The organism is Mesorhizobium sp. CNPSo 4670, assembly GCF_057784235.1.
Map to the genome: position 1 here is coordinate 60334 of NZ_JBWJFQ010000015.1, position 25174 is coordinate 85507.

The 25174-nt window shown below is 62.8% G+C and carries 23 protein-coding genes; 11 read left to right on the top strand and 12 right to left on the bottom strand.

The window, feature by feature from the left end:
- Positions 1-141 precede the first annotated feature (141 nt).
- Positions 142-1461, bottom strand: a complete 1320-nt coding sequence (locus AC0ZT5_RS23170; RefSeq protein ID WP_488498333.1) for an ABC transporter substrate-binding protein — start codon at positions 1459-1461, stop codon at positions 142-144.
- Positions 1462-1772: 311 nt separating this feature from the next.
- On the opposite strand from AC0ZT5_RS23170, the gene AC0ZT5_RS23175 reads away from it, so the two are divergent.
- From AC0ZT5_RS23175 to aspS, 3 genes are all read left to right on the top strand, one after another.
- On the top strand, positions 1773-2759 hold the full coding sequence (locus AC0ZT5_RS23175) for a tagatose kinase (RefSeq protein WP_488498334.1): 987 nt from the start codon (positions 1773-1775) through the stop codon (positions 2757-2759).
- Positions 2759-4039, top strand: a complete 1281-nt coding sequence (locus tag AC0ZT5_RS23180) for a D-tagatose-bisphosphate aldolase, class II, non-catalytic subunit (RefSeq protein ID WP_488498415.1) — start codon at positions 2759-2761, stop codon at positions 4037-4039. Before AC0ZT5_RS23175 ends, AC0ZT5_RS23180 begins: the two co-directional genes overlap by 1 nt.
- A gap of 165 nt (positions 4040-4204) precedes the next feature.
- On the top strand, positions 4205-5995 hold the full coding sequence (gene aspS, locus AC0ZT5_RS23185; protein WP_488498416.1) for an aspartate--tRNA ligase: 1791 nt from the start codon (positions 4205-4207) through the stop codon (positions 5993-5995).
- A gap of 117 nt (positions 5996-6112) precedes the next feature.
- Here the strand turns inward: aspS and AC0ZT5_RS23190 are convergent, their stop codons facing one another.
- Positions 6113-7303, bottom strand: a complete 1191-nt coding sequence (locus AC0ZT5_RS23190; protein ID WP_488498335.1) for a hypothetical protein — start codon at positions 7301-7303, stop codon at positions 6113-6115.
- A 27-nt stretch (positions 7304-7330) separates the two neighbouring features.
- A complete protein-coding gene (locus tag AC0ZT5_RS23195; RefSeq protein ID WP_488498336.1) occupies positions 7331-7675 on the bottom strand; it encodes a hypothetical protein in 345 nt (114 codons plus the stop codon).
- Here AC0ZT5_RS23195 and parC point away from each other — a divergent pair.
- Together parC and AC0ZT5_RS23205 are read left to right on the top strand one after the other, a co-directional pair.
- A complete protein-coding gene (gene parC / locus AC0ZT5_RS23200) occupies positions 7631-9883 on the top strand; it encodes a DNA topoisomerase IV subunit A (RefSeq protein WP_488498337.1) in 2253 nt (750 codons plus the stop codon). The two genes, AC0ZT5_RS23195 and parC, sit on opposite strands and share 45 nt — an antisense overlap.
- A gap of 258 nt (positions 9884-10141) precedes the next feature.
- Positions 10142-11356, top strand: coding sequence for an AI-2E family transporter (locus tag AC0ZT5_RS23205; protein ID WP_488498338.1), 1215 nt, complete (start codon positions 10142-10144; stop codon positions 11354-11356).
- Between the two features lie 162 nt (positions 11357-11518).
- On the opposite strand, the gene AC0ZT5_RS23210 is transcribed toward AC0ZT5_RS23205, so the two are convergent.
- The 3 genes from AC0ZT5_RS23210 to AC0ZT5_RS23220 all read right to left on the bottom strand — a co-directional run bounded on the left by AC0ZT5_RS23210 (position 11519) and on the right by AC0ZT5_RS23220 (position 13909).
- Complete coding sequence (locus tag AC0ZT5_RS23210; RefSeq protein ID WP_488498339.1) at positions 11519-12415, bottom strand: DMT family transporter; 897 nt, start codon at positions 12413-12415, stop codon at positions 11519-11521.
- Positions 12416-12533: 118 nt separating this feature from the next.
- On the bottom strand, positions 12534-13298 hold the full coding sequence (locus tag AC0ZT5_RS23215) for an arginyltransferase (protein WP_477286364.1): 765 nt from the start codon (positions 13296-13298) through the stop codon (positions 12534-12536).
- Between the two features lie 140 nt (positions 13299-13438).
- Complete coding sequence (locus AC0ZT5_RS23220; RefSeq protein ID WP_488498340.1) at positions 13439-13909, bottom strand: RDD family protein; 471 nt, start codon at positions 13907-13909, stop codon at positions 13439-13441.
- Between the two features lie 210 nt (positions 13910-14119).
- On the opposite strand from AC0ZT5_RS23220, the gene sthA reads away from it, so the two are divergent.
- Complete coding sequence (gene sthA, locus AC0ZT5_RS23225; RefSeq protein WP_488498341.1) at positions 14120-15508, top strand: Si-specific NAD(P)(+) transhydrogenase; 1389 nt, start codon at positions 14120-14122, stop codon at positions 15506-15508.
- 49 nt (positions 15509-15557) lie between these two features.
- Here the strand turns inward: sthA and AC0ZT5_RS23230 are convergent, their stop codons facing one another.
- Positions 15558-16220 (bottom strand): alpha/beta hydrolase, encoded by a 663-nt coding sequence (locus tag AC0ZT5_RS23230; protein WP_488498342.1) that lies wholly within the window; start codon positions 16218-16220, stop codon positions 15558-15560.
- 315 nt (positions 16221-16535) lie between these two features.
- On the opposite strand from AC0ZT5_RS23230, the gene AC0ZT5_RS23235 reads away from it, so the two are divergent.
- Positions 16536-17750, top strand: coding sequence for an OpgC family protein (locus AC0ZT5_RS23235; protein WP_488498417.1), 1215 nt, complete (start codon positions 16536-16538; stop codon positions 17748-17750).
- Positions 17751-17754: 4 nt separating this feature from the next.
- Here the strand turns inward: AC0ZT5_RS23235 and AC0ZT5_RS23240 are convergent, their stop codons facing one another.
- Complete coding sequence (locus AC0ZT5_RS23240) at positions 17755-18834, bottom strand: LacI family DNA-binding transcriptional regulator (protein WP_488498343.1); 1080 nt, start codon at positions 18832-18834, stop codon at positions 17755-17757.
- 360 nt (positions 18835-19194) lie between these two features.
- Here AC0ZT5_RS23240 and AC0ZT5_RS23245 point away from each other — a divergent pair, with 360 nt between their 5' ends.
- The gene (locus AC0ZT5_RS23245; RefSeq protein WP_488498344.1) at positions 19195-19344 is read left to right on the top strand and encodes a hypothetical protein; all 150 of its coding nucleotides are present in this window, start codon (positions 19195-19197) and stop codon (positions 19342-19344) included.
- Positions 19345-19465: 121 nt separating this feature from the next.
- On the opposite strand, the gene AC0ZT5_RS23250 is transcribed toward AC0ZT5_RS23245, so the two are convergent.
- Together AC0ZT5_RS23250 and AC0ZT5_RS23255 are read right to left on the bottom strand one after the other, a co-directional pair.
- Positions 19466-19840: a DUF423 domain-containing protein gene (locus AC0ZT5_RS23250; protein WP_488498345.1), complete on the bottom strand. Its 375-nt coding sequence runs from the start codon at positions 19838-19840 to the stop codon at positions 19466-19468.
- 41 nt (positions 19841-19881) lie between these two features.
- Positions 19882-21138, bottom strand: a complete 1257-nt coding sequence (locus AC0ZT5_RS23255; protein WP_488498346.1) for a multidrug efflux MFS transporter — start codon at positions 21136-21138, stop codon at positions 19882-19884.
- A gap of 183 nt (positions 21139-21321) precedes the next feature.
- On the opposite strand from AC0ZT5_RS23255, the gene AC0ZT5_RS23260 reads away from it, so the two are divergent.
- Together AC0ZT5_RS23260 and AC0ZT5_RS23265 are read left to right on the top strand one after the other, a co-directional pair.
- The gene (locus AC0ZT5_RS23260) at positions 21322-21987 is read left to right on the top strand and encodes a GntR family transcriptional regulator (RefSeq protein ID WP_488498347.1); all 666 of its coding nucleotides are present in this window, start codon (positions 21322-21324) and stop codon (positions 21985-21987) included.
- 92 nt (positions 21988-22079) lie between these two features.
- Positions 22080-22340 carry a DUF982 domain-containing protein gene (locus AC0ZT5_RS23265; RefSeq protein WP_027028494.1) on the top strand — a complete coding sequence of 87 codons (261 nt, stop codon included), beginning with the start codon at positions 22080-22082 and terminating at the stop codon, positions 22338-22340.
- 54 nt (positions 22341-22394) lie between these two features.
- Here AC0ZT5_RS23265 and AC0ZT5_RS23270 read toward each other — a convergent pair whose 3' ends face one another.
- Both AC0ZT5_RS23270 and AC0ZT5_RS23275 read right to left on the bottom strand, forming a co-directional pair.
- The gene (locus tag AC0ZT5_RS23270; protein ID WP_095085720.1) at positions 22395-22547 is read right to left on the bottom strand and encodes a hypothetical protein; all 153 of its coding nucleotides are present in this window, start codon (positions 22545-22547) and stop codon (positions 22395-22397) included.
- Positions 22548-22881: 334 nt separating this feature from the next.
- Positions 22882-23925, bottom strand: a complete 1044-nt coding sequence (locus AC0ZT5_RS23275) for an aldo/keto reductase (protein WP_488498348.1) — start codon at positions 23923-23925, stop codon at positions 22882-22884.
- Positions 23926-24194: 269 nt separating this feature from the next.
- Between AC0ZT5_RS23275 and ppk2 the strand changes: the two genes are divergently transcribed.
- Entirely contained in the window at positions 24195-25115 is a 921-nt protein-coding gene (gene ppk2 / locus AC0ZT5_RS23280) for a polyphosphate kinase 2 (protein WP_095085714.1), read from the top strand.
- The last annotated feature ends 59 nt before the right edge of the window (positions 25116-25174 follow it).

Consider the following 25174-nt stretch of genomic DNA (forward strand, 5'->3'; position numbering starts at 1 on the left):
TCCCGAGAAATGCACGGACCCGCTGCGGCGGATCCGTGCATCCTCCAGGCCTGCTGCAACGGGAGGTCTTTTCAGGCCCGGATTACCAGGAGGCGTGTGCTCATTCCGCCTCCTGGCTCACCTGTCTGGGCTTGAACCCGCCTATTTGATGTAGCCTGCCTCCGTCATCGTCTTCTCCACGGCGGTCTGGGCGCCATTGAGCACATCGTCGACCGACTGCTGACCGGTGACCGCGGCGGCGATCGCCTGACCGACCTCGGTGCCGATGCCCTGGAATTCGGGGATGGCGACGAACTGGATGCCGGTATAGGGGACCGGATCCTTGGTCTGCTTGGTCGGATCGGCGGATTCGATCGCCGAAAGCACCGTTGCGGCGAAGGGGGCTGCTTTCTGGTAGTCCGGGCTGGCATAGGTGGATTTGCGCGTTCCCGGAGGTGCCGCGACCCAGCCTTCGGTCTCGCCGACGCGCTGGACGTAGGCTTTCGAGGTCGCCCATTTCACGAACGACTTCGCGGCGTCCGCCTTGGTGGAACTCGTCGGGATGGCCAGGCTCCAAGCCCAACCCCAGGCCGAACCGTTGGGCGTGACCGCCACCGGCGCCTTGGCGAAGGCGACCTTGTCGGCAACCTTGCTCTGCTTCGGATCATAGACACGACCCGCCGCCGACGTGGCGTCGATCCACATGGCGCAGTGGCCGGAGGCGAACAAGGTCTGGTTCTCGTTGAAGCCGTTGGAGCTTATTCCCGGAGGGCCATCCTTCTTCATCGTGTCGACATACCAGCCGATCGCCTTCTTCCATGCATCCGAATTGATCTGCGGCTTCCAGTCCATGTCGAACCAGCGGCCGCCGAACGTGTTCACCAGCGTGCCGACAAAGGCCATGTTTTCGCCCCAGCCCGGCTTGCCGCGCAGGCACAGGCCGTATTGCTCCTTCGACTTGTCGGTGAGTTTGTCGGCGAATTCGGTGATCTGGTCATAGGTGGGCTGCTCCGGCATCTTCAGGCCGGCGGCGTCGAACAGATCCTTGCGGTAGAGCGTGAATGAGCTTTCGGCGTAGAAGGGCACGGCATACAGCTTGCCGTCGACCGTCAGGCCGCTGCGCACCGGCGCGATGAGATCGTCATAGTCATAGTCGTCGCCAAGATCGTTGAGCGATGTCAGCCAGCCGCTCTTGCCCCAGATCGGCGTCTCATAGCCGCCGATGGTCAGGACATCGAACTGTCCACCCTTGGTCGCGATGTCGGTGGTGACCCGCTCGCGCAGGACGTTCTCCTCGAGCACCACCCAGTTGACCTTGTTTCCTGTCGCCTTCTCCCATTCCGGCGACAGCTTCTGCATGATGATCATGTCGCCATTGTTGACCGTCGCAACCGTGATCTCCGTGGCCAAGGCGGCACCCGCAGTCAGTGCGCAAGCGGTGACCGACGCGGCGAGAATTCCAATACGCTTACCAATTGGCATTTCGTCTCCTCCTTTACGAATGCGCATGTGTAAGTGAACATGCGTATATATTTTATTGCGCTTGAGAACACTCAAGTCAAGCTGCATAGAACCTGATATTTGCCGTCTGGACCGAGCCCGACGCATCTCATCTCGCCGTTTGGCGTATCAGGAAAGGCGCGTGCGTAGCAAATAAAGTGAACGTACGTGCAGTTTGTGTTGACTTCACCCTCGATGCGAATTACCTCGGCTACAGTCAGGGGGCGTTCGTGCAACCCGCACGCCGACGCGATCCGCGTCCGCTCCGGCTGGGGAGAGAAGGAATTACAGGAATGAGCCTTTCCCGCCGAAGGGAGATCGCGTCCGAATCCGTGGGTCCGACCATTGCCGCCGGCGAAATCCTGGTTGAGATCATGGCGACGGACCGGGGTCTGGGGTTCCTCGAACCGTTGGCGCTGGTCGGCCCTTACCCGAGCGGTGCGCCTGCCATCTTCATCGACCAGGTCGCAAGGCTGGGCGGCAGCGCCGGGCTGATCGGCTGCGTCGGTCGCGACGATTTTGGCACGATCAATCTGGAAAGGCTCCAGCGCGACGATGTCGACGTGTCCGCCGTCGCCGTCAGTGACCGCTACCCGACGGGAAGCGCCTTCGTTCGTTACAGGCCCGATGGCGGTCGCGACTTCGTCTACAACATCGCCGAATCCGCCGCCGGGCAAATCCGCCTCACGCCTGAGGCGCGCCAACTGGCGGACAGGGCCGGCCACCTGCATGTCATGGGATCCACTTTGTCCGTGGCCGGGTTGAGGGACATCGTTGCCTATGCCACCAAGGCGGTGCGCGCCCGCGGCGGCTCGACCTCCTTCGATCCGAATGTGCGCAAGGAACTGATCGACGGCGCCGACGGCACGCAATTTTCAGCCCTGGTCGACGATGCCGATCTGCTGCTTCCCTCCGGCGAAGAGTTGCTCACCGCGGCAGGCGTCGACGATGAATGCCAGGCGGTGAAGGCGTTGATCGCCAGGGGCGTCGGCGAGATCGTGCTGAAGCGAGGGGCGGCCGGCTCGTCCCGGTTCGCCGCCGATGGCAGCAGGATCGACTGCGCCGGCTTCCTGGTGGAGGAAGTGGACCCGACCGGAGCTGGCGACTGTTTCGGTGCAACCTACCTGACTTGCCGGCGCCAGGGGATGGAGCCCGGCAAGGCGCTGTTCTATGCCAATGCCGCCGGCGCCCGCAACGTCACGCGACGCGGACCCATGGAGGGGGTCACCGGCTTCGATGTGCTTGACGGTTTCATCGCCGGGACACAGAGGGCGACATGATGGCCAACCCCCTTGCAGGCCTCGCCGCCGCCCGCAGAAACGGATCGCCTTACGGCATCACCTCGATCTGCTCGGCCCATCCGCTGGTGATCCAGACGGCCATAAGGCGCGCCGTCCAGGACAAGGAAACCACGCTGCTGATCGAGGCGACCTGCAACCAGGTCAACCAATTCGGCGGCTACACCGGGATGACCCCGGACCTGTTCATCGCCTTCGTGCAGGAGATCGCCAGCAGGGAGGGCCTGGAGGCCTCACGCATCATCTTCGGCGGTGACCATCTTGGACCGAACCCGTGGCGTGCCGAGCCGGCCGCACAGGCGATGAGCAAGGCCGAAGCCATGGTCACCGCCTATGTCTGGGCCGGCTTCAGCAAGATCCATCTCGACGCGTCGATGGGATGCGCCGGCGAGCCGGCTGCCCTGGATGACGAGACGATCGCCATGCGGGCGGCACGGTTGGCCAAGGCCGCAGAAAAGGCGGCGCGCGCGCGCGGTGGTGCATTGCCGGTCTACATCATCGGCACCGAGGTTCCCGCCCCCGGCGGCGTCGATCACACGATCAGCGACCTGAAGCCCACCGAAGCGGCGGCGGCGCGCCGCACGATCGACGTGCATCGCCAGATCTTTGCCCGGGAAGGCCTGGCCGAAGCGTTTGGCCGCGCCATCGCCGTGGTCGTGCAGCCGGGTGTCGAATTCGGCAGCCAGAACGTCGTCGCCTACAGGCCGGAGGCGTCCAAGGCGCTGACCGGATTGCTTGATGAGGAACGGTCGCTAGTCTACGAGGCGCATTCCACCGACTATCAGAGCCGCGCGGCGCTGACGGCACTTGTCGGCAACGGCTTTCCCATCCTCAAGGTCGGCCCGGGCCTGACATTTGCCTTGCGCGAGGCGCTTTATGGGCTTGACCTGATCGCGTCCGAAATGGTCGCCGATTATGGAGACAGGTCGCTGGCCCACACGATGGAACGCGTGATGCTGGCGGCGCCTGGCCATTGGCACAGTCACTATCACGGCAGTGACGCGAGCCTCTACCTCCAGCGGCACTACAGCTACAGCGACCGCATCCGCTATTACTGGAGCAACCCCACTGCCGGCGTTGCCGTCAGCCGCCTGCGCGACGTGCTCAACGGCGTCGGCATTCCCGAAACGCTGATGCGGCAATTCCTGCCGATGGTGCCGGCCGAACTCGGCCCCGCCGGGAATCCCGAGGCTACTCTTCATGCCGCGATCGACCAGGTGCTGGCCGATTACGACGCGGCCTGCCGTGGCGACGCCGCCTGAATCCGTTGCGCCGTGGGTAGCCAAAGGGCTCGCTGCGGCCGTTGGGCGGCGCCCGGCGCCGCTTGCCTTGACAAATCCGGCCTCCCATGCGCTTTTCGCGCAAATTTTCAGGCCGGGCTGTGATGCTTCGGCCCGCAACCCAGCACCCCGGACTTACCAATGACAATGCACCGTTACCGCAGCCATACCTGTGCCCAGTTGAGGAAGAGCGACGTCGGCTCGACCGTTCGCTTGTCTGGCTGGGTGCATCGCGTGCGCGATCATGGCGGCCTGCTCTTCATCGACCTGCGCGACAATTATGGCCTGACCCAGATCGTCGCCGATCCGGATTCGCCGGCCTTCAAGGTCGCCGAGACCGTGCGTGGCGAGTGGGTCATCCGCGTCGACGGCGAGGTCAAGGCGCGCTTGCCCGAGACCACGAACGCCAACCTGCCGACCGGCGAGATCGAGATTTTCGCGCGCGAGATCGAGGTGCTGTCGGCGGCCAAGGAGTTGCCGCTGCCGGTGTTCGGCGAGCCTGACTATCCCGAGGATATAAGGCTGAAATACCGTTTCCTCGACCTGCGCCGTGAGACTCTGCACAAGAACATCATCGCGCGGACAAAAATCATCGCTGAAATGCGCAGGCGCATGGGCGAGGTCGGCTTCACCGAATTCTCGACGCCGATCCTGACCGCCTCGTCGCCGGAAGGCGCGCGCGACTTCCTGGTGCCGTCGCGCATCCATCCCGGCACCTTCTATGCGCTGCCGCAGGCGCCGCAGCAGTACAAGCAGCTGATCATGGTGTCGGGCTTCGACCGTTACTTCCAGATCGCGCCATGCTTCCGCGACGAGGACCCGCGCGCCGACCGGCTGCCGGGCGAATTCTACCAGCTCGACCTCGAAATGAGCTTCGTCGAGCAGGACGACGTGTTGTCGACCATGGAACCGGTCATGCGCGGGGTCTTCGAGAGCTTCGCCAACGGCAAGCCGGTGACGCAGAAATTCCAGCGCATCCCCTATGACGTCGCCATGCGCAAATACGGTTCCGACAAGCCGGACCTTCGCAACCCCATCGAGATGCAGGCCGTCTCCGATCACTTTCGCGATTCCGGCTTCAAGGTGTTCGCCAATATCCTGGCCAACGACGCGAAGGCCGAGGTGTGGGGCATTCCGGCAAAGACCGGCGGCAGCCGCGCCTTCTGCGACCGCATGAACTCCTGGGCGCAAGGCGAGGGCCAGCCGGGTCTGGGCTACATCTTCTGGCGCAAGGAAGGTGACAAGATCGAAGGCGCCGGTCCGCTGGCCAAGAACATCGGCGAGGAGCGCACGGAGGCGATCCGCCAACAGCTCGGCCTTGCCGACGGCGACGCCGCCTTCTTTGTCGCCGGCGACCCGAAGAAGTTCGTGTCTTTCGCCGGTGCCGCACGCACCCGCGCCGGCGAGGAGCTGAGCCTCGTCGACCGCGAGCGTTTCGAACTGTGCTGGATCGTCGATTTCCCGTTCTTCGAATGGAACGAGGAAGAGAAGAAGATCGACTTCGCCCACAACCCGTTCTCGATGCCGCAGGGCGGCATCGATGCGCTGAATGGCGAGGATCTGCTCGGCATCAAGGCGTTCCAGTACGACATGGTCTGCAATGGCTTCGAAATCGCCTCCGGCGGTATTCGCAATCACTTGCCTGAAACCATGGTCAAGGCGTTCGAGACGGTCGGGCTGGATCGCGCCACGGTCGAGGAGCGCTTCGGCGGCCTCTACCGCGCCTTCCAGTATGGCGCGCCGCCGCATGGCGGCATGGCCGCCGGCGTCGATCGTGTCGTCATGCTCCTGGTCGGTGCGAAGAACCTGCGGGAGATCACCATGTTCCCGATGAACCAGCAGGCCTACGATCTGTTGATGAACGCGCCTTCGGAAGCAAGCCCGCAGCAGCTTCGCGAACTGGCGCTGCGCGTCGCCGCGCCCAAGAAGGACGCCTGATCGCGCGCTTCGGGCGATGCTTTAAAGAACCGCCCGTACCGATTCTTTCCATTCACAAATCCCACAAAAAAGCCCGGCATCCCTGCCGGGCTTTTTCGCGTATTGAGGTCGCTTCGATCAGTCTTCGTTGGCCTTGACGGCGACGCCGAGCGTCTTCGGCAACTCAAGCGGGTTGGACATGGCGCCCGCCATGATCAGCGCGAACGGCACAGATGCCGGCGGTTCGGCCGAGATTTCGAGGCTCTTCGGATCGTCGAGATATTTGCCGACGGCGGCCGTGACTTGCGCCGTCAGTTCCGGATTGTTGAGCTGCGCCATGCCGAACGGCACGATCGCCTTTGCCTGGTTGGCGATGTCCTTGGCCGACATGCCTTGCTGCTTGCCGACATATTCCAGCACCTTGTTGGTCAGCGAATCGTCGTCGAAACGGATCGAGGCGCTGTTGAACGAAAGCTGCTGCAACAGGCCGAGCATGGCCATGCCTTGCGCCGAATTGTCGGCACCTTCGGGCTGTGCCGCCATCTTCTTCTGCATTTCCTGCAGCGACTTGATGAAGTCCATCGTGTAGCCGCCGAGGTCGAAGGTCATGCCGAGCGTGCCGGCGTTCTCGACGGAAATGTCGTATTTCGACAATTCCATCTTGCCGTCGGTGGGCTGCCAGGTGCCGGCCATCTCGAGATTGCCCGCGATGTTCTGGTAGCCGAGCGCGTTGATGACTTCCTTGGACTTGGGGTCGTCGACCAGCGTCAGGTCGGCATTGAACTTTTCCGTGGTGGCGGTGAATTCCATCGCCTTGCCGTCCGCGGGCGGCGTAATCTCGACGGCAAGCCCGTCCATCGAGAAGGCGGTCTTGTCGGCGACCTTGACGGTAATGTTTGAGAGTTCGGCCGACTTGTACATCATCAGCGAGCCCAGCGGACCGGTGGAGCCGTCGGCCGGAACCGTCATGTCGTGGATGACGAAGGGGCTGAGGTTGAGGGTGACGCCGTCCTTTGAGTGTTCGAATGCCGACGTCGAAACGGTGGCGATATCATAGCCGCCATTTGCCTCGGTGACGCCCTCGAGCTTGACGTCGCCGATGGGGAGCGCTTCCTTTTCCGCCGCCGGCTTGATGGCAACGCCCTGCAGCACCATGCTGCTGTTGTCGCCGGTCACGCCGGTCCAGGAGATGTCGACGCCCTGGGCGGAAAGTGCAGCCTTCAGCCGGTCGGCGACCGCTGCGTCCTGGGCGAGGGCCGCGTTCAGCGGCAGCGTGAGCAAAAAGGTCGAAAAGGCGAACTTCTGGAGAGTTGAGCGTTTGATTGTCATCGCAAGGTCCCTGAGAGTGTCCTGAAATTATTTTTCAATTCTTTGCGCCATCACCATTCCGTGACGAACTGGACGGGAAAAAGGCGTGTCCCGGCACAATGGTCGAAAATCGCGGTGAAAGGCAAACTCGATCCCACCGTCTTTGCGCAAACCGGTGAATTTGTAATGAAGAGCCGGTTGCCTGATATCATCACGCTTGGCCATAGAGGCCTGATGTAACGGGCTGATGTTGGTCGACATCCGTTGGTCTGCGGTTTCATGTTGCAGAAGCGCCGGTACATCTGCCGGCCCCTTGCCGCGAATCACCCGCTCGGCTAGGTCCAGCCCATGGGAAAAAGGCTTTTGCCGCCTGAAAATGGCGGTGGCGATCATGTCGAACCGGTCGATCTAAAGAAGGCGCTGGAAGAGCGCTATCTGGCCTATGCGCTGTCGACCATCATGCACCGGGCGCTGCCGGACGTGCGCGACGGCCTAAAACCGGTCCATCGCCGCATCATGCACGCGATGCGTCTGCTGCGGCTGAACCCCGACCAGGGCTTCGCCAAATGCGCCCGCATCGTCGGCGAGGTGATGGGCAAGTTCCACCCGCATGGCGACCAGTCGATCTATGACGCGCTCGTGCGGCTGGCGCAGGATTTTTCGATGCGCTACCCCTTGGTCGACGGGCAGGGCAATTTCGGCAACATCGACGGCGATAACGCCGCCGCCATGCGCTACACCGAAGCGCGCATGACCGATGTGGCGACCGAGCTGTTGTCCGGCATCACCGAGGATGCCGTCGACTACCGGCCGACCTACAATGAAGAAGACGAGGAGCCGGTGGTTTTGCCCGGCGCCTTTCCGAACCTGCTGGCCAACGGCTCGTCCGGCATTGCCGTGGGCATGGCGACATCGATCCCGCCTCACAACGCGGCCGAGCTTTGCGATGCGGCACTCCACCTGATCGAACATCGAGATGCGCCGGTGGCCAAGCTGATGGACTTTGTCCAGGGCCCGGATTTTCCGACCGGCGGCATCATTGTCGACAGCCGCGCCTCTATCCTCGAAGCCTATGAAACCGGCCGCGGCGGCTTCCGCGTCAGGTCGAAGTGGATCCAGGAGGACCAGGGCAGGGGCACCTGGAGCATCGTCGTCACCGAAATCCCTTACGGCGTGCAGAAGGCGCGGCTGATCGAGAAGATCGCCGAGCTGCTGATGGCGCGCAAGCTCCCGCTGCTCGAGGACATCCGCGACGAAAGTGCGGAAGACATCCGCGTCGTGCTGGTACCGAAGAGCCGCTCTGTCGACCCGGGCATCCTGATGGAATCGCTGTTCAAGCTCACCGAGCTCGAAAGCCGCTTCCCGCTCAACATGAACGTCCTATCGCGCGGCAAGGTGCCCAACGTCCTGTCGTTGAAAGGCGTGCTGCAGGAATGGCTCGAGCATCGCCGCGACGTGCTTGTTCGCCGCTCGAAACATCGCCTCGGCGAGATCGAAAGACGGCTGGAGATCCTCGCCGGCTACCTGATCGCCTATCTCAACATCGACGAAGTGATCAGGATCATTCGCGAGGAGGATGAGCCCAAGCAGGTGATGATGGCCCGCTGGTCGCTCACCGATACCCAGGCCGAAGCCATCCTCAACATGCGGCTGCGCGCTCTGCGCAAGCTGGAAGAATTCGAAATCCGCAAGGAATTCGACGGTCTGAGCGCCGAGAAGAAGCAGATCGAGGCGTTGCTTGCTTCAAACGAAAAGCAATGGGCGACGATCAAGTGGGAAGTCACCAACATCCGCGACAAGTTCGGCCCGGAGACCGAGCTCGGCAAACGCCGCACCCAGTTCGCCGATGCGCCCGAGCATGACTTGACCGACATCGCACACGCAATGATCGAGCGCGAGCCGGTCACCGTGGTCGTCTCGGAAAAGGGTTGGCTGCGCGCGATGAAGGGGCATCTTGCCGATCTCTCGACCCTGACCTTCAAGGAGGGCGACAGCCTCAAGCTCGCCTTCCATGCCCAGACCACCGACAAGGTGCTGGTCTTCACCACCGGCGGCAAGTTCTACACCATCGGCGCCGACCGGCTGCCCGGTGGCCGTGGCCATGGCGAGCCGATCCGCATCATCGTCGATATGGACAACGACCAGGACATCGTTACCGCCTTCGTCCACGAGCCGAAGCGCAAGCTTCTGCTGGCTTCGTATGACGCCAATGGCTTCATCGTGCCGGAGGAGGAAGTCGTCGCCAACACCCGCAAGGGCAAGCAGGTGATGAACGTCAAGGCGCCCGACGAGGCCAAGCGCTGCATCCCGGTCACCGGCGACCATCTCGCCATCGTCGGCGAGAATCGCAAGATGCTTGTGTTCGCGCTCTCCGACATCCCGGAGATGGGACGCGGCAAGGGCGTTCGCCTGCAGAAATACAAGGACGGCGGCCTTCTCGATCTCAAGCCGTTCATGCTCGAGAGCGGCCTGTCCTGGCAGGATTCGGCCGACCGCACCTTCATCCGGTCGCGTGAGGAGCTGGCCGAATGGATCGGCGCCCGTGCCTCGGCCGGCCGTATGGTGCCGAAGGGCTTTCCGAGGACGGGGAAGTTTGGATAAAGCTGCCGATCTCCCCCCTTGTGGGGGAGATGCCCGGCAGGGCAGAAGGGGGCGCCGTCCCTCAATCAATCACAACTAAGTATTCGTCTCAGTTCTCGGCTGGTCACAGTCAACGCCCAAGAACGGCATTCCTTCGCGCCCCCTCTGGCCTGCCGGCCACCTCCCCGAAGATCGGCAGCTTCATCATTTGGACTATCGTCACGATTGCTGCACTATGCCAGTGCATAAGCAGGAAAGGTGTTCGGGAGAGGCAGGCGTTTGAAGGAAGCACAAATCCAGAAACCGGAACGGCAGCAGCGCCTGTTCGGCCTGTCGACGCCGCTGCGGTCGGCCGTCATTCCGCCGCTGTCGGCGGCGCGCTGGCTGCTGGTGCTGATCGTCGCCGCCGGTGTCTACTTCTTCCACGGCTTCCTGTTTCCGGTGCTGGCGGCGCTGGTCATCGCCTTTGCCAGCTGGCCGCTCTACCGGCGCCTGCTTGTCGCGGTTGGCGGCAACCGCACCATCGCCGCGACCTTTGCCATCCTGTTCATCCTCGCCTTTCTGGTGGTGCCGATCGCGCTTGCCGGCACCTACGCCATCAACGAGGTGCGCGAGTGGGTCGGCTGGGCGATCGAGACCAACCGGCACGGTGCCGTGACGCCGCACTGGATCGCCACCATGCCTGTCGTGGGCGAGTGGCTGAATGAGCAATGGACGACCAATTTTGGCCATCCTGGCGGCATCGGCGAACTGATCCAACTGGTCAGCGGCGCCAACATCGGCAGTATCTATCGCGGCGTGCTTGCCGCCGGCGGTAGTGCCTTCGGCCTGCTCCTGACGCTGCTGTTCATGATGATCGCGCTGTTCTTCGCCTATCGCGACGGCGAACATTTCGCCGGCCAGATCGACCGCCTCGGCGAGCGCATCCTGCCGGCTCGGTGGGAACGGATCTCGCGTGTCGTGCCGGCGACGATCTCTTCGACCGTGACCGGCATGACCGTCATCGCTATTGGCGAAGGGCTGGTGCTGGGCATTGCCTACTGGCTGGCCGGCGTGCCGTCGCCGGTAACGCTCGGCGCTCTGACCGGTGTGATGGCGCTCATCCCCGGCGGCGCACCACTGTCCTTCACGCTGGTCTCGATCTATCTCGCCGCCAGCGGGTCGCCGATGGCCGGATTGGCGCTGTTCCTGTGGGGTGCGGTCGAGCTGTTCATCGTCGACAAGACGCTGCGCCCTAAGCTCGTCGGTGGACCGATAAAGCTACCCTTTCTGCCGACCTTTTTCGGCCTGATCGGCGGCGTCAAGACCATGGGATTTCTCGGCCTGTTCATCGGCCCGGTGCTGATGGCCCTGCTGGTCGCGATCTGGCGCGAGTGGCTGCGCGAGGTGGAACTGACCGACGAAATCCTGCCGGGTTCGCCGGCTGAAATCGAAGCTGGCCCACAGATCGAGGTTCTGCCCGAACCCAGCGTGGCGAAGAAAGCCAGCGCCTGATTCTGCGATCCGGTTCGCGTTAAGGTGTGTTGAGATTCAGGTTAGGCCGAGCCGAAAACGGCGGCTTTCGAGAACCGGAGCGGAGCGTACTTTTCACACGTGAGAACCGGAAGCGCAGGAAGCCCCGTCTGCAGGCCGGCATCACCTGAATATCGACATACCTTAGGCCGGATGATGCACCGCAAGGTCGCCACGGCGCTTGCGTCCGTCGTGCAACTGCCAGAGCGAATGCGCGATCAGGGTGACGATCAGTATCACGCCGCCGATCAGGCTGTTGCGGGTCGGTGTCTCGGCAAAGATCATCCACACCCAGACCGGCGCCAGCACGGTTTCGAGCAGATAGAACATCGCCACTTCGGGACCTGAAATGTATTTCGGACCGTTGGCTAGGCAGAAGAACGAGATCGGCATGATCACCGCGCCGTTGAAGATGATCCACCATGGCGCGTTCACCTGAAACCCTTCGCCGGTGACCATGAAAGCCGCCAGCGCCAGCGGCAGGAGGACGCCGACCAGAGCCGTGAATCCCATATCCTTGCCGCTGGCGCGCGAGATGGTGATGGCGACCGCGATGAAGAAGGCTGAGCACAGCGCCATGAAATCGCCGAACAGGTGCCCGGTGCCGACCGAGCCGCCGACGATGACCAGCACGCCAAGGATCATGACCAGCATCGCCACGATCGTCATCAGCCGCGGCTTCTCTTTCAGGAATATCCAGGACAGCAACGCCGCGAACACGGTGTTGAAGGCCAGGATGAACACCAGGTTAGCGGTCGAGGTGTGGAAGACGGCGGTGATGAAGGTGATCGAGGTCAGCCCGTAGCATATCGCCACGGCAAGGCCGGACCAGCCGGGGATGAGTTGCGGGGCGTTCCGGCTGAGCGCGCGCCAGATCGACCAGATGATCATGGCCGCGAGGAAGGTGGTGCCGGTGCGCAGCAACAGGATCGTCCAAGCGCCGCCGTCGGCGAGCCGGATCAGCGGGATGTCGACGGTCAGCGTCAAGCCGCCGATGGCAGTTATCAGAAGGCCCTTCTGGTGGTCATTGTGGGAGGACATGCAGCGACTTTCGCAATGAAATGCAGGTGGACCGGCGCAATGGCGCACTCTCCAGCCAAGCGGCTGAAAGACCAGCATCCCCCGCCTTGAAACAGTTATGGGTGGATCGTGGGAAAACTCAGCGTGAAACCGCTTCGTTGGTGTAGCGCTCCCAGCCTTTCGGGCCGAGATGCTCCTGCGGCATGAAGCGCATCTTATAATTCATCTTGCGCGAGCCGTTGACCCAGTAGCCGAGGTAGACATGGGGCAGGCCCATCGCCCGGGCGCGGGCGATGTGATCGAGGATCATGAACGTGCCGAGCGAACGCTCCTCGAAATCGGGATTGAAATAGGAATAGACCATAGACAGGCCGTCGGCCATCTTGTCGGTGAGCGCCACCGCGATCAGCTCGCCCTGTCCCTTGCCGGTGATGAAAGTATCAGGCCCGCGCCGCCGGTATTCGATCACCTTGGTGTCGACATGGGTATCCTCGACCATCATGGCATAGTCGAGCACCGTCATGTCGGACATGCCGCCACGCCGGTGGCGGGCGTCGAGGTAGCTGCGAAACAGAGAATATTGTTCGGTCGAGGGCTCGGCATTGTGCATGTGGCCGATGAGGTCGGCATTGTGCTGCAGCACCCGCTTCATGTTGCGGCTGGCGGCAAATTCCTGGGCGAGGATGCGTACCGAAACACAGGCACGGCAGGTCTCGCATGCCGGCCTGTAGGCGATGTTCTGCGAGCGCCGGAAGCCGCCTTGCGTCAGCAGGTCGTTCATCTCCGCCGCCTTGTCGCCGACCAGATGCGTGAACACCTTGCGCTCGAATTGGCCGTCGAGATACGGGCACGGCGACGGCGCGGTCAGGAAGAACTGCGGCGACTGGGTCGGATGCTGCGTCATCGAGCCTTGGAAACACTCCTTCGAATCGCTCTACCTTTGGCGCGGATGGCGAAAAATTCAACAGGATTGTGAGGGCGTGGTTGACTAGACGCCTTCACATTTACACTCAATCGGCCGTGACTGCGCTCTAGGGGGCCGTTTCAGCGGTCGGTACGGCTGACCACGGTGCCGAGCAAAAGGTCGTGCAGCGTGCGCTTGCGATCGGCAAACAAGGTCACCAGCAGGACCAGCGGCGACAGGATGACGTTGCCGGCCCAGAACAGCACCGAATGGACCACGGCGGTGAGACCGTCGATCGGCCTGCCGTCGAGCCGGTCGAGCCGGATGCCCATCAGCTTCATGCCCGTGGTGGCCTGGTCGGCGCTGCCCAGCGTGTTCCAGATGTAGAGGATGGCGACGGCCGGCACTAGGGCGCCAAACAGCATCCAGCCAAGGCCGAGGGTCAAGATGCCGAGGAAGAACACCAGGATGGCGAACGGAATGGTGAGCAGCGCGACGATGATATAGTCGAGCACGAAGGCCAGGATGCGCCGCGTGCGCACGCCGTCATAGGCCCTGACATCGTCGAGCCTGGTCGGGATGATTTCGCCGTCGAGAACGCGCGCGTTCATGTCATTTCCTCGTAACAAGGCCCGACATAGGGTGCGAGCCGCTCGGTAATGAAATGGTGAAGGCCCGCGGCGGAATCAAGATCGAGCTTTTTGCGGCGCGCAAGGCGCGAGCTGCATAAGACGCAATCCGAATCGGTTGAATTTGCGGCGCGGATGGCATTAGCTTGCTGCGGCGCAACAAAGCGCTCAGGGGCAGAGGGACGGGGCACTATGGACTACGACATGCTGGTCATCGGCAGCGGTCCCTCAGGGCGGCGCGCTGCGGTGCAGTCGGCCAAGCTCGGAAAATCGGCACTGGTGGTCGACCGCGGCCGGCGTCTTGGTGGCGTCTCGGTGCATACCGGCACCATTCCATCGAAAACGCTGCGCGAAACCGTGCTCAACCTCTCGGGCTGGCGCGAGCGCGGCTTCTATGGGCGCGGCTACCGGGTCAAGCAGGATATTTCGGTCGGCGATCTTGTCGAGCGCCTGCACAAGACGCTCGACCACGAGGTCGAGGTGCTGCAGCACCAGTTCATGCGCAACACTGTCAAGAGCGCCCGCGCCGACGTGAAGTTTCTTGGCCCAAACAAGGTCAGCCTGACCACCGACACCGGAGACTATAGCGAGGTTGGTTTTGCCAATGCGCTGATCGCGGTCGGCACAAGGCCGCACCGGCCGCGCGACGTGCCTTTCGACAGGACCCGAATCTTCGACAGCGACGAGATGCTGGAGCTCGACCGTTTGCCGCGCACATTGACCGTGATCGGCGCCGGCGTCATCGGGGTCGAATATGCGACGATCTTTTCCGCGCTCGACGTGCCGGTGACGCTGGTCGAGCCGCGCAACTCCATCCTCGATTTCGTCGACCGCGAGATCGTTGACGATTTCATCCATCAGATGCGCGATCGCGGCATGACGATCCGGCTCGGCAGCGCCGTGAAGGAGATCCGGTCCAAGCCGGACGCCGCCGAGGTTGAACTGGCCGATGGCCGTACCATTCGCTCCGAGGTGGTGCTCTACGCCGCCGGCCGCACCGGCAATGTCGGCAGCCTGGGGTTGGATGTCGTCGGCATCGACGCCGACTCCAGGGGGCGAATCAAGGTCGATCCCCAGTCGTTCCAGACCAGCGTGCCCAACATCTACGCCGCCGGCGACGTCATCGGCTTTCCGAGCCTGGCCTCGACCTCGATGGAGCAGGGCAGGGTGGCAGCCTGTCATGCTTTCGGCGTGCCCTTGCCGCCGCCACCCGAAACCTTTCCCTACGGCATCTACGCGGTGCCGGAAATCTCGACGGTCGGCCAGTCCGAGGAACAGGTGCGTGAAAGTGGCGCTGCCTATGAGGTCGGCGTGGCGCGTTTCCGCGAGACCTCGCGCGGCCACATCATGGGCGTCAACACCGGCTTCCTGAAGCTGCTGTTCTCGATCGAAACGCGCCGGCTGCTCGGCGCGCATATCATCGGCGAGGGCGCCACAGAGCTTATCCACATTGGCCAGGCGGTGATCAATCTCGGCGGCACCGTCGACTTCTTCGTCAACAACACCTTCAACTATCCGACGCTCGCCGAAGCTTACAAGATCGCCGGGCTGGATGCCTGGAACCGGATGGGGCGAGGGTAGGGTAGTCAGCGCCGCCGCCGGCATGCTGGTCAGCAAGGGCAGTCAGCAGCTAGGCGGCTGTTGCCGGAACCGCCTTCAGCCATTGCCTGACGATTGCCGCGTCGGCGCTGCCGAATTCATGACCCGATGGAACAATCCGGGCGTCGAGGTCGGCGCCATGCTGACTGAGCAACGTCACCAGGGCCGGCGCGAAGGGCGCATAGGTAAGGTCGGCAGCGCCGGCGACAATCAGCACCCGCACGCTTGACAGATCCGTCTCCGGCACGTCGTCAAGCACCGGCATCGGCCGCAGCAGCGCGGCGCGTTCGACAAGGCCCGGGTGCAGCAGCATCAGGCTCGAAACCAGATTGGCGCCGTTCGAATAGCCGAGGAACGCCGTGCGGGAGAGGTCGATATTGTGGCGTCTGGCCGCATCGGTGACGAAGCCCGCAAAAGCGTTGGTTTCGGTGCGGATGCTCTGCTGTTCGAAACGCGTCGGCGTGATGCGCGCGAACCAGCGGAAACCATCCTCCTGGACGATGCGGCCGCGCACGGCGATCAGTGTGGCGCGCGGCGCGATCTCTCGTGCCAGCGGCACCAATGTCGTCTCGTCGACACCCGACCCATGCAGCAGGAAGAAGCATTCGCCAGTTGAATCCGCAGGGTTGCAAAGACGGTAGCGGAAGGCGAGATCACGCAACAACGCACCATGTTGTGAGGTCTGTTCGGTCATGGCCTCATCCTTTTGATTTCATGACGGTTCCGGTCAGTTTGCCGGCTTCAAAACGCAATATTTTCAAGCTCCGCGAAAGTTGATTGAACCGGGCGCATTACCGTCCGTTTCTTCGCCGATATATTCCTGCGGGAGGAATCGAAGCGGTGCGCCGGGGGTCGCATTGCCGGCATGAACAACCAGCTTTGAGGCCTTTTGTCGATGACCACCCAACTTTCCCCGGACCGCGGCACGCGTGTCCCCGATCGCGGCACGCGTATCGCGGACAGCGGCACGCGTGTCCCAGACCGCAATGCGCTCGTCTCGGATCGCGATATGCGTATCCCGGATCGCGAGATGCGTATCCCGGATCGCGCCGAGCGCGTCTCGGAGCGTGACACGCGCATCGATGTGCTGCGTGCTCTCGCTCTGCTTACCATCTTTGTCGACCACGTGCCGGGCACCGCCTTCGAATATCTGACCTACAAGAATTTCGGCTTTTCAGACGCGGCTGAGGTCTTCGTGCTGATTTCCGGAATCTCGGTCGCGCTTGCCTATGGCAAGAAATTCCAGACTGGAAACCGGCTGCTGGTAACGTTGAAGATGTGGCGCCGCGCTGGCGTGCTCTATGCCGCCCACATCGTTACCACCATGGTGGTGATGGCGATCTTTTGCGCGGCGGCGGTGTTCGCCCGCCGACCTGAGCTGCTGACGATGATCAACATCGAGCCGTTGATCAAGAATACGCCGCAAGTGCTGGTCGGCATCGTGACGCTCGGCCATCAGCTCGGCTACAACAACATCCTGCCGGTCTATGCCGTGCTGCTCTTGCTGGCGCCGGTCTTCCTGCTCTTCGTCAGCTACCGGCCATTGCCGGCTCTGGTCGCATCCGGTGCGCTGTGGCTGGTCGCCGGGATCTACCAGATCGCGCCGCCGAACTATCCCGAGCCCGGCTTCTGGTTTCTCAACCCGCTGTCGTGGCAGTTCCTGTTCAACATCGGCCTGGCGGGTACGCTGCATGTCCGTCGTGGCGGCACCATCCCGGTCAATCGCTGGCTGGTTGGCGCGGCTTTGGCCTACACCGCCACGGCGCTGGTCTGGGTGCACAGTCCGCTCTGGGGGCAGATTTCCTGGTTGGGCCTGCCTCCGGTGCTGACCGGCTTCGACAAGACGTTTCTGGCGCTGCCGAGGCTGCTGCATATCCTGGCGGTGAGCTATCTGATCGCGGCATTCCCGGCCGTCTCCAACCTATTCCGCACCGGGCGCGATCATCCGCTTGCCATATTGGGCAAACGATCGTTGCCGGTTTTCATTGCCGGCACGGTGCTCGCCCTGACGGCGCAGGTGCTGAAGCTGATCAACCCGGGCGGGCTGGCCTATGACAGCCTGTTGATTGCCGCCGGCATCGCCATGCAGTTTGCGCTTGCCTACTATCTCGAATGGCTTTCGAGCCTTGACAAGTCCGGGAAAAGCAGACCGGCGCAAAACGCCGCACTGCCGGTCCAGGCGTCCTTCGTCATGTCGTCGATGGCAACAAGAATGGGGCGTTGAGGCGTCAGGCGGGCGAGGGGCCGGATGAGGCCCGCACCACGAGGTCGACCGGCAGCGATTGCCGACTGAATGTGCCGTCGTTTTCGAGGATCGCCTTGACGGCAAGGCGGCCCATCTCGGCGATCGGCTGGACGATCGTAGTCAGCGGCGGCTTGGAAACCGCTCCTTCCGGGACACCGTCGAAGCCGACGATCGAAACCTCGCCCGGGACAGTGATGTCGTGCTGGCGCAGCCAGTCCAGCGCATGCAAGGCGATCCTGTCCGACATTGCCAGGATGGCGGTCGGTGTCTCGGCGCCGGCGAAAATATGATCGAGGCCCGCCCAGACGCTCTCCTCGTCATTGACGGTTTCGTAGATCGGCACCTTCGAGACGTCGATGTCGACGCGCGAGAGTTCGGCGAAGTAGCCGCGCAGGCGGTCGCGCGTCCCGGAATAGAGGGCCTTCTCCACCTGCGCCTGCGTGGTTGGGCCGAAGCCGGCGTCGGCACAGGGCAGGGCAAGCACGGCAAAGCGACGATGCCCGAGCTCGGTCAGATGGCGCGCCGCGAGACCGGCGCCGGCGATGTTGTCGACACCGATCGCCGCGACCGCATCGTCGTCGTCCGAATCAAGATCGAGCGCGACAAAGGGGAGTTTGCGTTCGCGCGCCAGTTCTACCAGCCTTGAGCCGCCTTCGATGCAAAAGACAATGAAGCCGTCGACCAGCGCGCTCTGGATGTTCCAGGCGAGCTGTTCGTTGTTGGCGGCGGAGACCAGCGAGATCCCCGCACCAGTCGCGTCGCAAGCCTGCGAGATGCTTGCCATCATGACCCGGGCGAAAGGGTCGTTGAAGAAATAGGACAACGGTTCCGCGGTCGCGACACCGATGGCATTGACCTTGCCGGCGCGCAGCAGCCGACCCTTGGGGTCGGGTCCGCCATATCCCATTGCCTCGGCTGCCGCCTTGACGCGTTCGCGGACCTCCTCGCGTACGATCTCAGGGCGGGCGAACACGTTGGACGCCGTGCCGTGCGACACGCCGGCCGCTTTGGCAATGTCTGCCAGCCGGACCGGTCTTGTCTTTCCAGAGCTCAACGGGGCCATCTTCGTCTCCTGAATTCATCCCATCTAACACTTTCGTTGGATCGGTTCAAATTCTGCCTTGAACAACGACTCGGCGAGGTGTATCTTTGAATCGATCCAAGGGAACAAAGGTCCATATGATTGGATCGATTCAATATCAGCAAAGGGAGATGTGTCATGCATCCCGTCAACTATCTCTTCCAAGACATCTACCGCAACGACTGGAGCATCGGTTCGACCGCCACGAAACAGAGGCGCCAAGAGAATGCCAGCCCATGGGTTCGCGAACTGCGGTTCTTCGTGGAGCGCAGACGGAGCTAATCGGGATAGCTTTTTTGTGGGTACCGATTGGATCGATTCAAATCTTGAAAGGAGTGCATCATGCATCCCGTGAGCTATCTGTTCGAAGACATCTACCGCCACTACTGGGGCATCGCGCCGGCGTCCAAACGGCCGGAGAGGCGTCTATTGGCGAAGCTGCGGCGGCACGATCGCGAAGTGCTCGATAAGCCCGAGCGCCGGCAGGATTGATCGATCGACAAACGCGGTGTGACAGGATCACGTCGGTTTTCGCGAATGGGGCCAGTCCCGGGCAAGGCGCCCGGAGACATCGCCCCCAGAGACATCGATAAGGGCTGCGGGTCCAGCGCTGTCAGGAACGTGCGCGCACCAGCGCCGAGCCAGCGATAACCAGCCAGCCGGCGATGAGCAAGGTGCCGCCGATCGGCGCCGACAGCGGGAACAGCCGCGAACCGAGGAAATCGCGGGCCAGCAGGTCGCCGCAGAACAACAGCAGCCCAACCAGCAGGATCAGGCTGCCGATGCGCAGCGTCCGGTTCGCGCCAAGCAGTCCGGTCGCGAGGAAGACCGGCGCGTGCATGAGCAGGAAGGATGCGGCAGTGCCGACAAAGGCACCGCCCAGATGCGCCGCCGCGGCCGACAGCGCCACGCCGGCGGCGCCACAGAGGCCGCCGGCCAGGACGAGGATCCGGCCGCTGTTGACGGAAGATTGCTCGGCCGTGCTCATGTCTGGGGCTCCGTGACGTTCAAGGCATACGACCCAACTAGTCAGGGCTTGCCGGCATTGGCGAGCATGTCCTGCTCGCGGCGCGATTGCGCCAGCCAGTTATAGACCGCGCCGCCGGCCATCAAGATGGATGTGCCCAGAAACACCGAGCGCATGCCGAAATGGCCGCCGGCAAATCCGCCAAGCAAGGGGCCGGCGACCTGTCCGACATATTGAGCGGAGATCGAGAGCCCGAGCACATTGCCGCCGACGCCGTCGGGAACATTGTGGCGGATGACGCTGGTGATGCAGGGCAGGAGCCCGCCCAGCGCCAGGCCCATCAGGAAGCGCAGGCCGATGAGTTGCCAGCTCTGCGTGACGAAGGCTTGCGGGATCAGCAGCAGCGCCGAGACGGCAAGCGCGCCGATGATGACGTTCCAATGGCCGATGCGGTCGGCGAGCTTGCCCAGGCGTGAAGCCGACAGGATGGCGCCCAGCGCCGCCGCCGACATGACGACGCCGGATATCAGCGTGACGTGGCTCTGGTCTTCGATCAGCTGCTGCACATAGATGGTGATAATCGGCTCGATCGACATGGTGGCGAAACTCAACAGCATGCCGGTCGCCAGCATGGCGATGACAGGCCGTTTGTCGGGGATTTGTGCCCAGCCGCCTTTCGGCTTGCCCTTCGATGCGGCGTCCGTCGCTTTCGGCCGGGGGTTCTCCTTGATCAGAAAGGTGGTCGCCAGGAATGCCAGGAAGATGACGCCGCCGGACAGCAGGAACGTGGCGCGGATGCCGATCAGCGGCGGCAGGGCGCCACCAACCAGCGGACCGACCAGTGCCCCACCGGTGATACCGGCCGACAGCAGGCCCAATGCCCAGCCGGAACGCTCCTTGGGCGTCTGCATGGCGACCAGGATGGTCGATCCCGAGGAATAGCCGCCGGCAAACCCGATCAGCAGCCGCAGCAGCACCAACTGCCAGACAGTCTGCACCATGCCGGTCAGCGACATGCATATGGCCATGCCGAAGCTGGCGCGAACCAGCATCACCTTGCGGCCGTAGCGGTCGCCGAGACGTCCCCACAGCGGCGCCACAAGTGCCGCCGCGAAGAAGGTCGCGCCATAGGCGATCCCCGACCATTGCACGATCGCCGCGTGGCCTTCAGCGCCAAGCTGCTCGATATAGAGCGGCAGGAACGGCAAAAGCAGCGTCATGGCGATAAGTGTCGAGAACGAACCGGCAAAGCAAACGAACAGATTGCGCCGCCAGTGGATATTATAGGTGCTGTCGGTCGTCGGGGGCGTGTTCTGCATGTCATAAGTCCTGTCCGAGCAATGCCGTGTTGGTGGTTGCTGCGGATACCATTTTGGGATACCAAGATGGTATCCGTCATGGACGCAAGCGTGGGTGCTGTCAATGCGACCCTCTCAAACGTGATCGGGAAACGCGGCCAGAAAACCGATCACCAGCCAACGGTCAGAAAAACGGGAACGACAATGTCGCAGATGCAGAGCGTCGAAAAACAGCTTCGCCAGATGATCCTGGGGCTCGAGATCGGTCCCGGCGAGAAACTCACCGAGCGCTGGATCGAAAGCCGCTTTGGCGCGTCGCGAACCCCCGTCAGGGCCGCGCTGCTGCGGCTCGAGACCGAGGGTCTTGTCGGCAGGGACGGCCGTGGCTGGACGGTGTCGCCGATCAACCTTGCCGAACTCGAGCAGATCGCCGTCTACCGGGAGGCGGTCGAGGTTGCAGCCCTTCGCCTGACATGTGCCCTGGCGGATCGCAGCGCGGTCGATGTCATCGAGGCGATGCTCGACTCCTGCGATACCGAGACACCCCGCGAGGAATGGCATCGTATCGGCATGGATTTTCACATCGAGCTGGCGCGCCTGTCAGGCAACGAATTCCTGTTCCGGGCGGTCCGCGATGCCATGACGCGCCTGTCGCGGGCGCGTTGGCTGGAGGTTCGCGACGAGGCGGCCCTTGCACGTGCCTGGGCCGAACATCGCGCCATTCTGGCCGCGGCACGCCTCGGCGACGGCGATGAGGCCGCGCACCTGCTTTCGGCCCACATCGTCGGCAGTCGCGACCGGCTGGTGACGTCGCTCGCCAACGACCGGCGCGGTCTTCGCGCCAGGGGTTTTGCCGTCATCGCTGCCTAAGGCATGCGGTACGCGCCGCGCAAAAGGCGACGTCCGGGCGCGCCGTGCACTTTCGGCCTCGCTTCGCGGACACCGATGGCGTAAGAGCGGCGATGGAAAACAACCGATTTGAAACACCCGTGACCGTCAAGTCAGTCACGGCGGGGAGCACTCAGCTCTTGCGTACGGCTCGTGAGGCTTCCGATTACCTGCTCAACAGCTGGCCCGGCAAACGCAGCCCCAAGCATCGCGCGGCCCTGCAGGCCTGTCACGATGCGCTGGCCGGCGACAAGCCGGCGATGAACGCCAGGCGCGCCTTCATTGCGGCAGCGCGCGAAGTGGACGTCTTTGTCAGCGACAAGGCCCCGGCCTGATCCAAGGCGACAATCTGGAATGAGGCACGGCCCGCATGCGCGGGCCTTTTGCCGTCACTTTGCCGTTTCGGTTTCGGTTTCAGTCTCGTCTTCAGGCTTCGAACGCTCGCGCGCGGCAACCTTGGCCGCCAGCTTTTCAGCCTTCTTGGCCGCCTTCTGGCGGTCGCGTTCCTTGCGTTCCTGATCGTAGTTTGGTGGTCGCGCCATATCGGCTCCTTTTCACTGCCTTGCGGCTCTGACCCTGCCTAGGAGCATTAGCCGTCAAATACAACAGCTGAAGCGATCGTGCCCGGCCGTTCGCGTCGATGATGGTCCGGGCTTGCAAGATGCGCGGCACAATGGTGTAGGGGACCGGGGGCGCCAACGCGTCGCAATCCGCGCGTTTGTTTTGATCAAGTGAAACCATGGCCACCATACAACGAACGACGAAAAGGGTTTTTTATTATGCGCGAAACGTCGTGCGCGATATCGCGCCGCAGGCGCTATATCACGGGTTAAGTGCGGACTTCGTCCGCCGAGCTCTGCCCGGAAATCTCCGTGGTCACACGCCGCTGCGGTCAATCACCAGATCGGCGGGACCAAAACGGTCCTTTGCCGTCAGTTGCTGGTGCCAGTAGGGATAGAGCACGGGTGGCCGGCTGACCGCGTCGAGGCGGTCACGCTCTTCGCCGGTCAGCACCAGGCTTGCCGCCGCGATGTTGTCCCGAAACTGCGTTACGGTCCTGCCGCCGATCACCAGCGAACTGACCGCCGGCCGGCCGAGCAGCCAGGCCAGCGCCACCTGCGCCGCCGACACGCCGCGCTGCGTGCCGATCTCGACAAGAACATCGACGATCCGCCAGAGCCGGTCCTCGTCGCGGATCGGCGGTTCCGACCAGCCGGCAAGCTGGCGGGCAGTCGGGCTGTCGCGTCGGTATTTGCCGGACAGCAATCCGCCGGCAAGCGGGCTCCAGACCAGCACGCCCAGCCCCTGGTCGATCGAAATCGGCAGCAATTCATATTCCGCCTCGCGCGCTTCCAGCGTGTAGTGGATCTGCTGGGTGACGAAGCGCGGCTGGTGATGGCCGTCGCTGATGCCGAGCGCCTTCATCACCTGCCAACCGGAATAGTTGGAGCAGCCGACATAGCGGACCTTGCCCTGGGCAACCAGCGTATCGAGCGCGGCAATGGTTTCCTCGAGCGGTGTCGTGCCGTCCCATTCGTGCAGGAAGTAGATGTCGATGACATCGGTCTTCAACCGCTTCAGGCTCTTCTCGCATTCGCGGATCAGATGATAGCGCGACAGGCCTTCATCGTTGGGACCGTTGCCGATCCGCATCCGTGCCTTGGAGGCGATCAGCACGTCGCCCTTGCGCTTGCCGCCGAGCGCCTCGCCGATGATCTCTTCGGAGATACCGTTCGAATAGACATTGGCGGTGTCGATGACATTGATGCCGGCATCGATGCAGAGATCGATCATCCGGCGCGCCTCGTCGAGGTCGGTCTTGCCGACAGCCGAAAATGCGCCGGCACCGCCGAAGGTCATGGTGCCCATGGTCAAGGTCGAAACTTTCAAGCCGGAACGGCCGAGGGTGCGGTATTCCATGTAAGTCCTCGCGATTTGTTGTTGAAAGGCAGTGCCCGGACGGCCTGCCACATTTGTAGGACAATTCGAGCCGCTTGTCGCCATGCCACGACGATGGATCGATCATGCCTCGCGGAAGTTGCGGTGGCGGCAGTCTCGCTCCAGGCTGCAATAAAACCGTCATTGCCGGCCTATATTGAAGTCGGCTCAGGTGTTGCGACTCCGGGACGCAGGCCAGGGGTTGGGGCGCCGGACGTGGATTGACACGGCTTGCAAGCGGAGCAGCTGATATGACCGAGCTAAAACAGAATTCTCCAGCCAGGGACTGGCTTGAAGCCGAGCTCGCCGACACGCTCGACGAGGACTATGAGCTCGAAATGTCGGAGCCGGCGCTGTCGATGGAGATCGCCAAGATCTACAAGAACTCGCATCCGCCATCGATTGATCGCATGCAGTATTTTCGCGACCTGATCACCTTGCAGTCCGAGCTGATCAAACTGCAGTCATGGGTCGCCTATCACAAGAAGAAGCTGGTGGTGATCTTCGAGGGCCGCGACTCCGCCGGCAAGGGTGGCGTCATCAAGCGCATCACGCAGCGGCTCAATCCGCGCATCTGCCGCGTCGTCGCCCTCCCGGCACCGACCGAGCGCGAGAAGTCGCAATGGTATTTCCAGCGCTATGTGCCGCATCTGCCGGCTGGCGGCGAAATCGTGCTGTTCGACCGCTCCTGGTACAACCGCTCCGGTGTTGAACGGGTGATGGGTTTTGCCGAGCCCGATCAGGTCGAAGAATTCTTCCGCGACGTGCCGGAGTTCGAGCGCATGCTGGTCCGCTCGGGCGTCACCGTGGTCAAATACTGGTTCTCGATCACCGACGAGGAGCAGCAGATGCGCTTCCTGATGCGCATCCACGATCCGATGAAGCAGTGGAAACTGTCGCCGATGGACCTGCAGTCGCGCGTGCGCTGGGAGCAGTACACCAAGGCCAAGGAAGAGACCTTCGCCCGCACCAACATTCCCGAGGCGCCATGGTTCATCGTCGAGGGTAACGACAAGAAGCGGGCGCGGCTGAACTGCATCGACCATCTGCTCAAGCAGCTGCCGTATGAGGAGGTGCCGCACGAGGAGATCACGCTGCCCGAGCGCGTCTTCAATCCTGAATACGAACGCCAGACGCTGCCGCGCGAACTCTACGTGCCTGAGAAGTATTGACTGTCTGGGGTTGCTAAATCTCCCCCTCTCGTGGGGGAGATGTCCGGCAGGACAGAGGG

Coding starts and splice junctions, on each gene's coding strand:
- AC0ZT5_RS23170 (WP_488498333.1), bottom strand. CDS start 1,461: ATGCCAATTGGTAAGCGTATTGGAATTCTCGCCGCGTCGGTCACCGCT.
- AC0ZT5_RS23175 (WP_488498334.1), top strand. CDS start 1,773: ATGAGCCTTTCCCGCCGAAGGGAGATCGCGTCCGAATCCGTGGGTCCG.
- AC0ZT5_RS23180 (WP_488498415.1), top strand. CDS start 2,759: ATGGCCAACCCCCTTGCAGGCCTCGCCGCCGCCCGCAGAAACGGATCG.
- aspS (WP_488498416.1), top strand. CDS start 4,205: ATGCACCGTTACCGCAGCCATACCTGTGCCCAGTTGAGGAAGAGCGAC.
- AC0ZT5_RS23190 (WP_488498335.1), bottom strand. CDS start 7,303: ATGACAATCAAACGCTCAACTCTCCAGAAGTTCGCCTTTTCGACCTTT.
- parC (WP_488498337.1), top strand. CDS start 7,631: ATGGGAAAAAGGCTTTTGCCGCCTGAAAATGGCGGTGGCGATCATGTC.
- AC0ZT5_RS23195 (WP_488498336.1), bottom strand. CDS start 7,675: ATGATCGCCACCGCCATTTTCAGGCGGCAAAAGCCTTTTTCCCATGGG.
- AC0ZT5_RS23210 (WP_488498339.1), bottom strand. CDS start 12,415: ATGTCCTCCCACAATGACCACCAGAAGGGCCTTCTGATAACTGCCATC.
- AC0ZT5_RS23215 (WP_477286364.1), bottom strand. CDS start 13,298: ATGACGCAGCATCCGACCCAGTCGCCGCAGTTCTTCCTGACCGCGCCG.
- AC0ZT5_RS23220 (WP_488498340.1), bottom strand. CDS start 13,909: ATGAACGCGCGCGTTCTCGACGGCGAAATCATCCCGACCAGGCTCGAC.
- sthA (WP_488498341.1), top strand. CDS start 14,120: ATGGACTACGACATGCTGGTCATCGGCAGCGGTCCCTCAGGGCGGCGC.
- AC0ZT5_RS23230 (WP_488498342.1), bottom strand. CDS start 16,220: ATGACCGAACAGACCTCACAACATGGTGCGTTGTTGCGTGATCTCGCC.
- AC0ZT5_RS23235 (WP_488498417.1), top strand. CDS start 16,536: ATGCGTATCCCGGATCGCGAGATGCGTATCCCGGATCGCGCCGAGCGC.
- AC0ZT5_RS23240 (WP_488498343.1), bottom strand. CDS start 18,834: ATGGCCCCGTTGAGCTCTGGAAAGACAAGACCGGTCCGGCTGGCAGAC.
- AC0ZT5_RS23245 (WP_488498344.1), top strand. CDS start 19,195: ATGCATCCCGTGAGCTATCTGTTCGAAGACATCTACCGCCACTACTGG.
- AC0ZT5_RS23250 (WP_488498345.1), bottom strand. CDS start 19,840: ATGAGCACGGCCGAGCAATCTTCCGTCAACAGCGGCCGGATCCTCGTC.
- AC0ZT5_RS23255 (WP_488498346.1), bottom strand. CDS start 21,138: ATGCAGAACACGCCCCCGACGACCGACAGCACCTATAATATCCACTGG.
- AC0ZT5_RS23260 (WP_488498347.1), top strand. CDS start 21,322: ATGTCGCAGATGCAGAGCGTCGAAAAACAGCTTCGCCAGATGATCCTG.
- AC0ZT5_RS23265 (WP_027028494.1), top strand. CDS start 22,080: ATGGAAAACAACCGATTTGAAACACCCGTGACCGTCAAGTCAGTCACG.
- AC0ZT5_RS23270 (WP_095085720.1), bottom strand. CDS start 22,547: ATGGCGCGACCACCAAACTACGATCAGGAACGCAAGGAACGCGACCGC.
- AC0ZT5_RS23275 (WP_488498348.1), bottom strand. CDS start 23,925: ATGGAATACCGCACCCTCGGCCGTTCCGGCTTGAAAGTTTCGACCTTG.
- ppk2 (WP_095085714.1), top strand. CDS start 24,195: ATGACCGAGCTAAAACAGAATTCTCCAGCCAGGGACTGGCTTGAAGCC.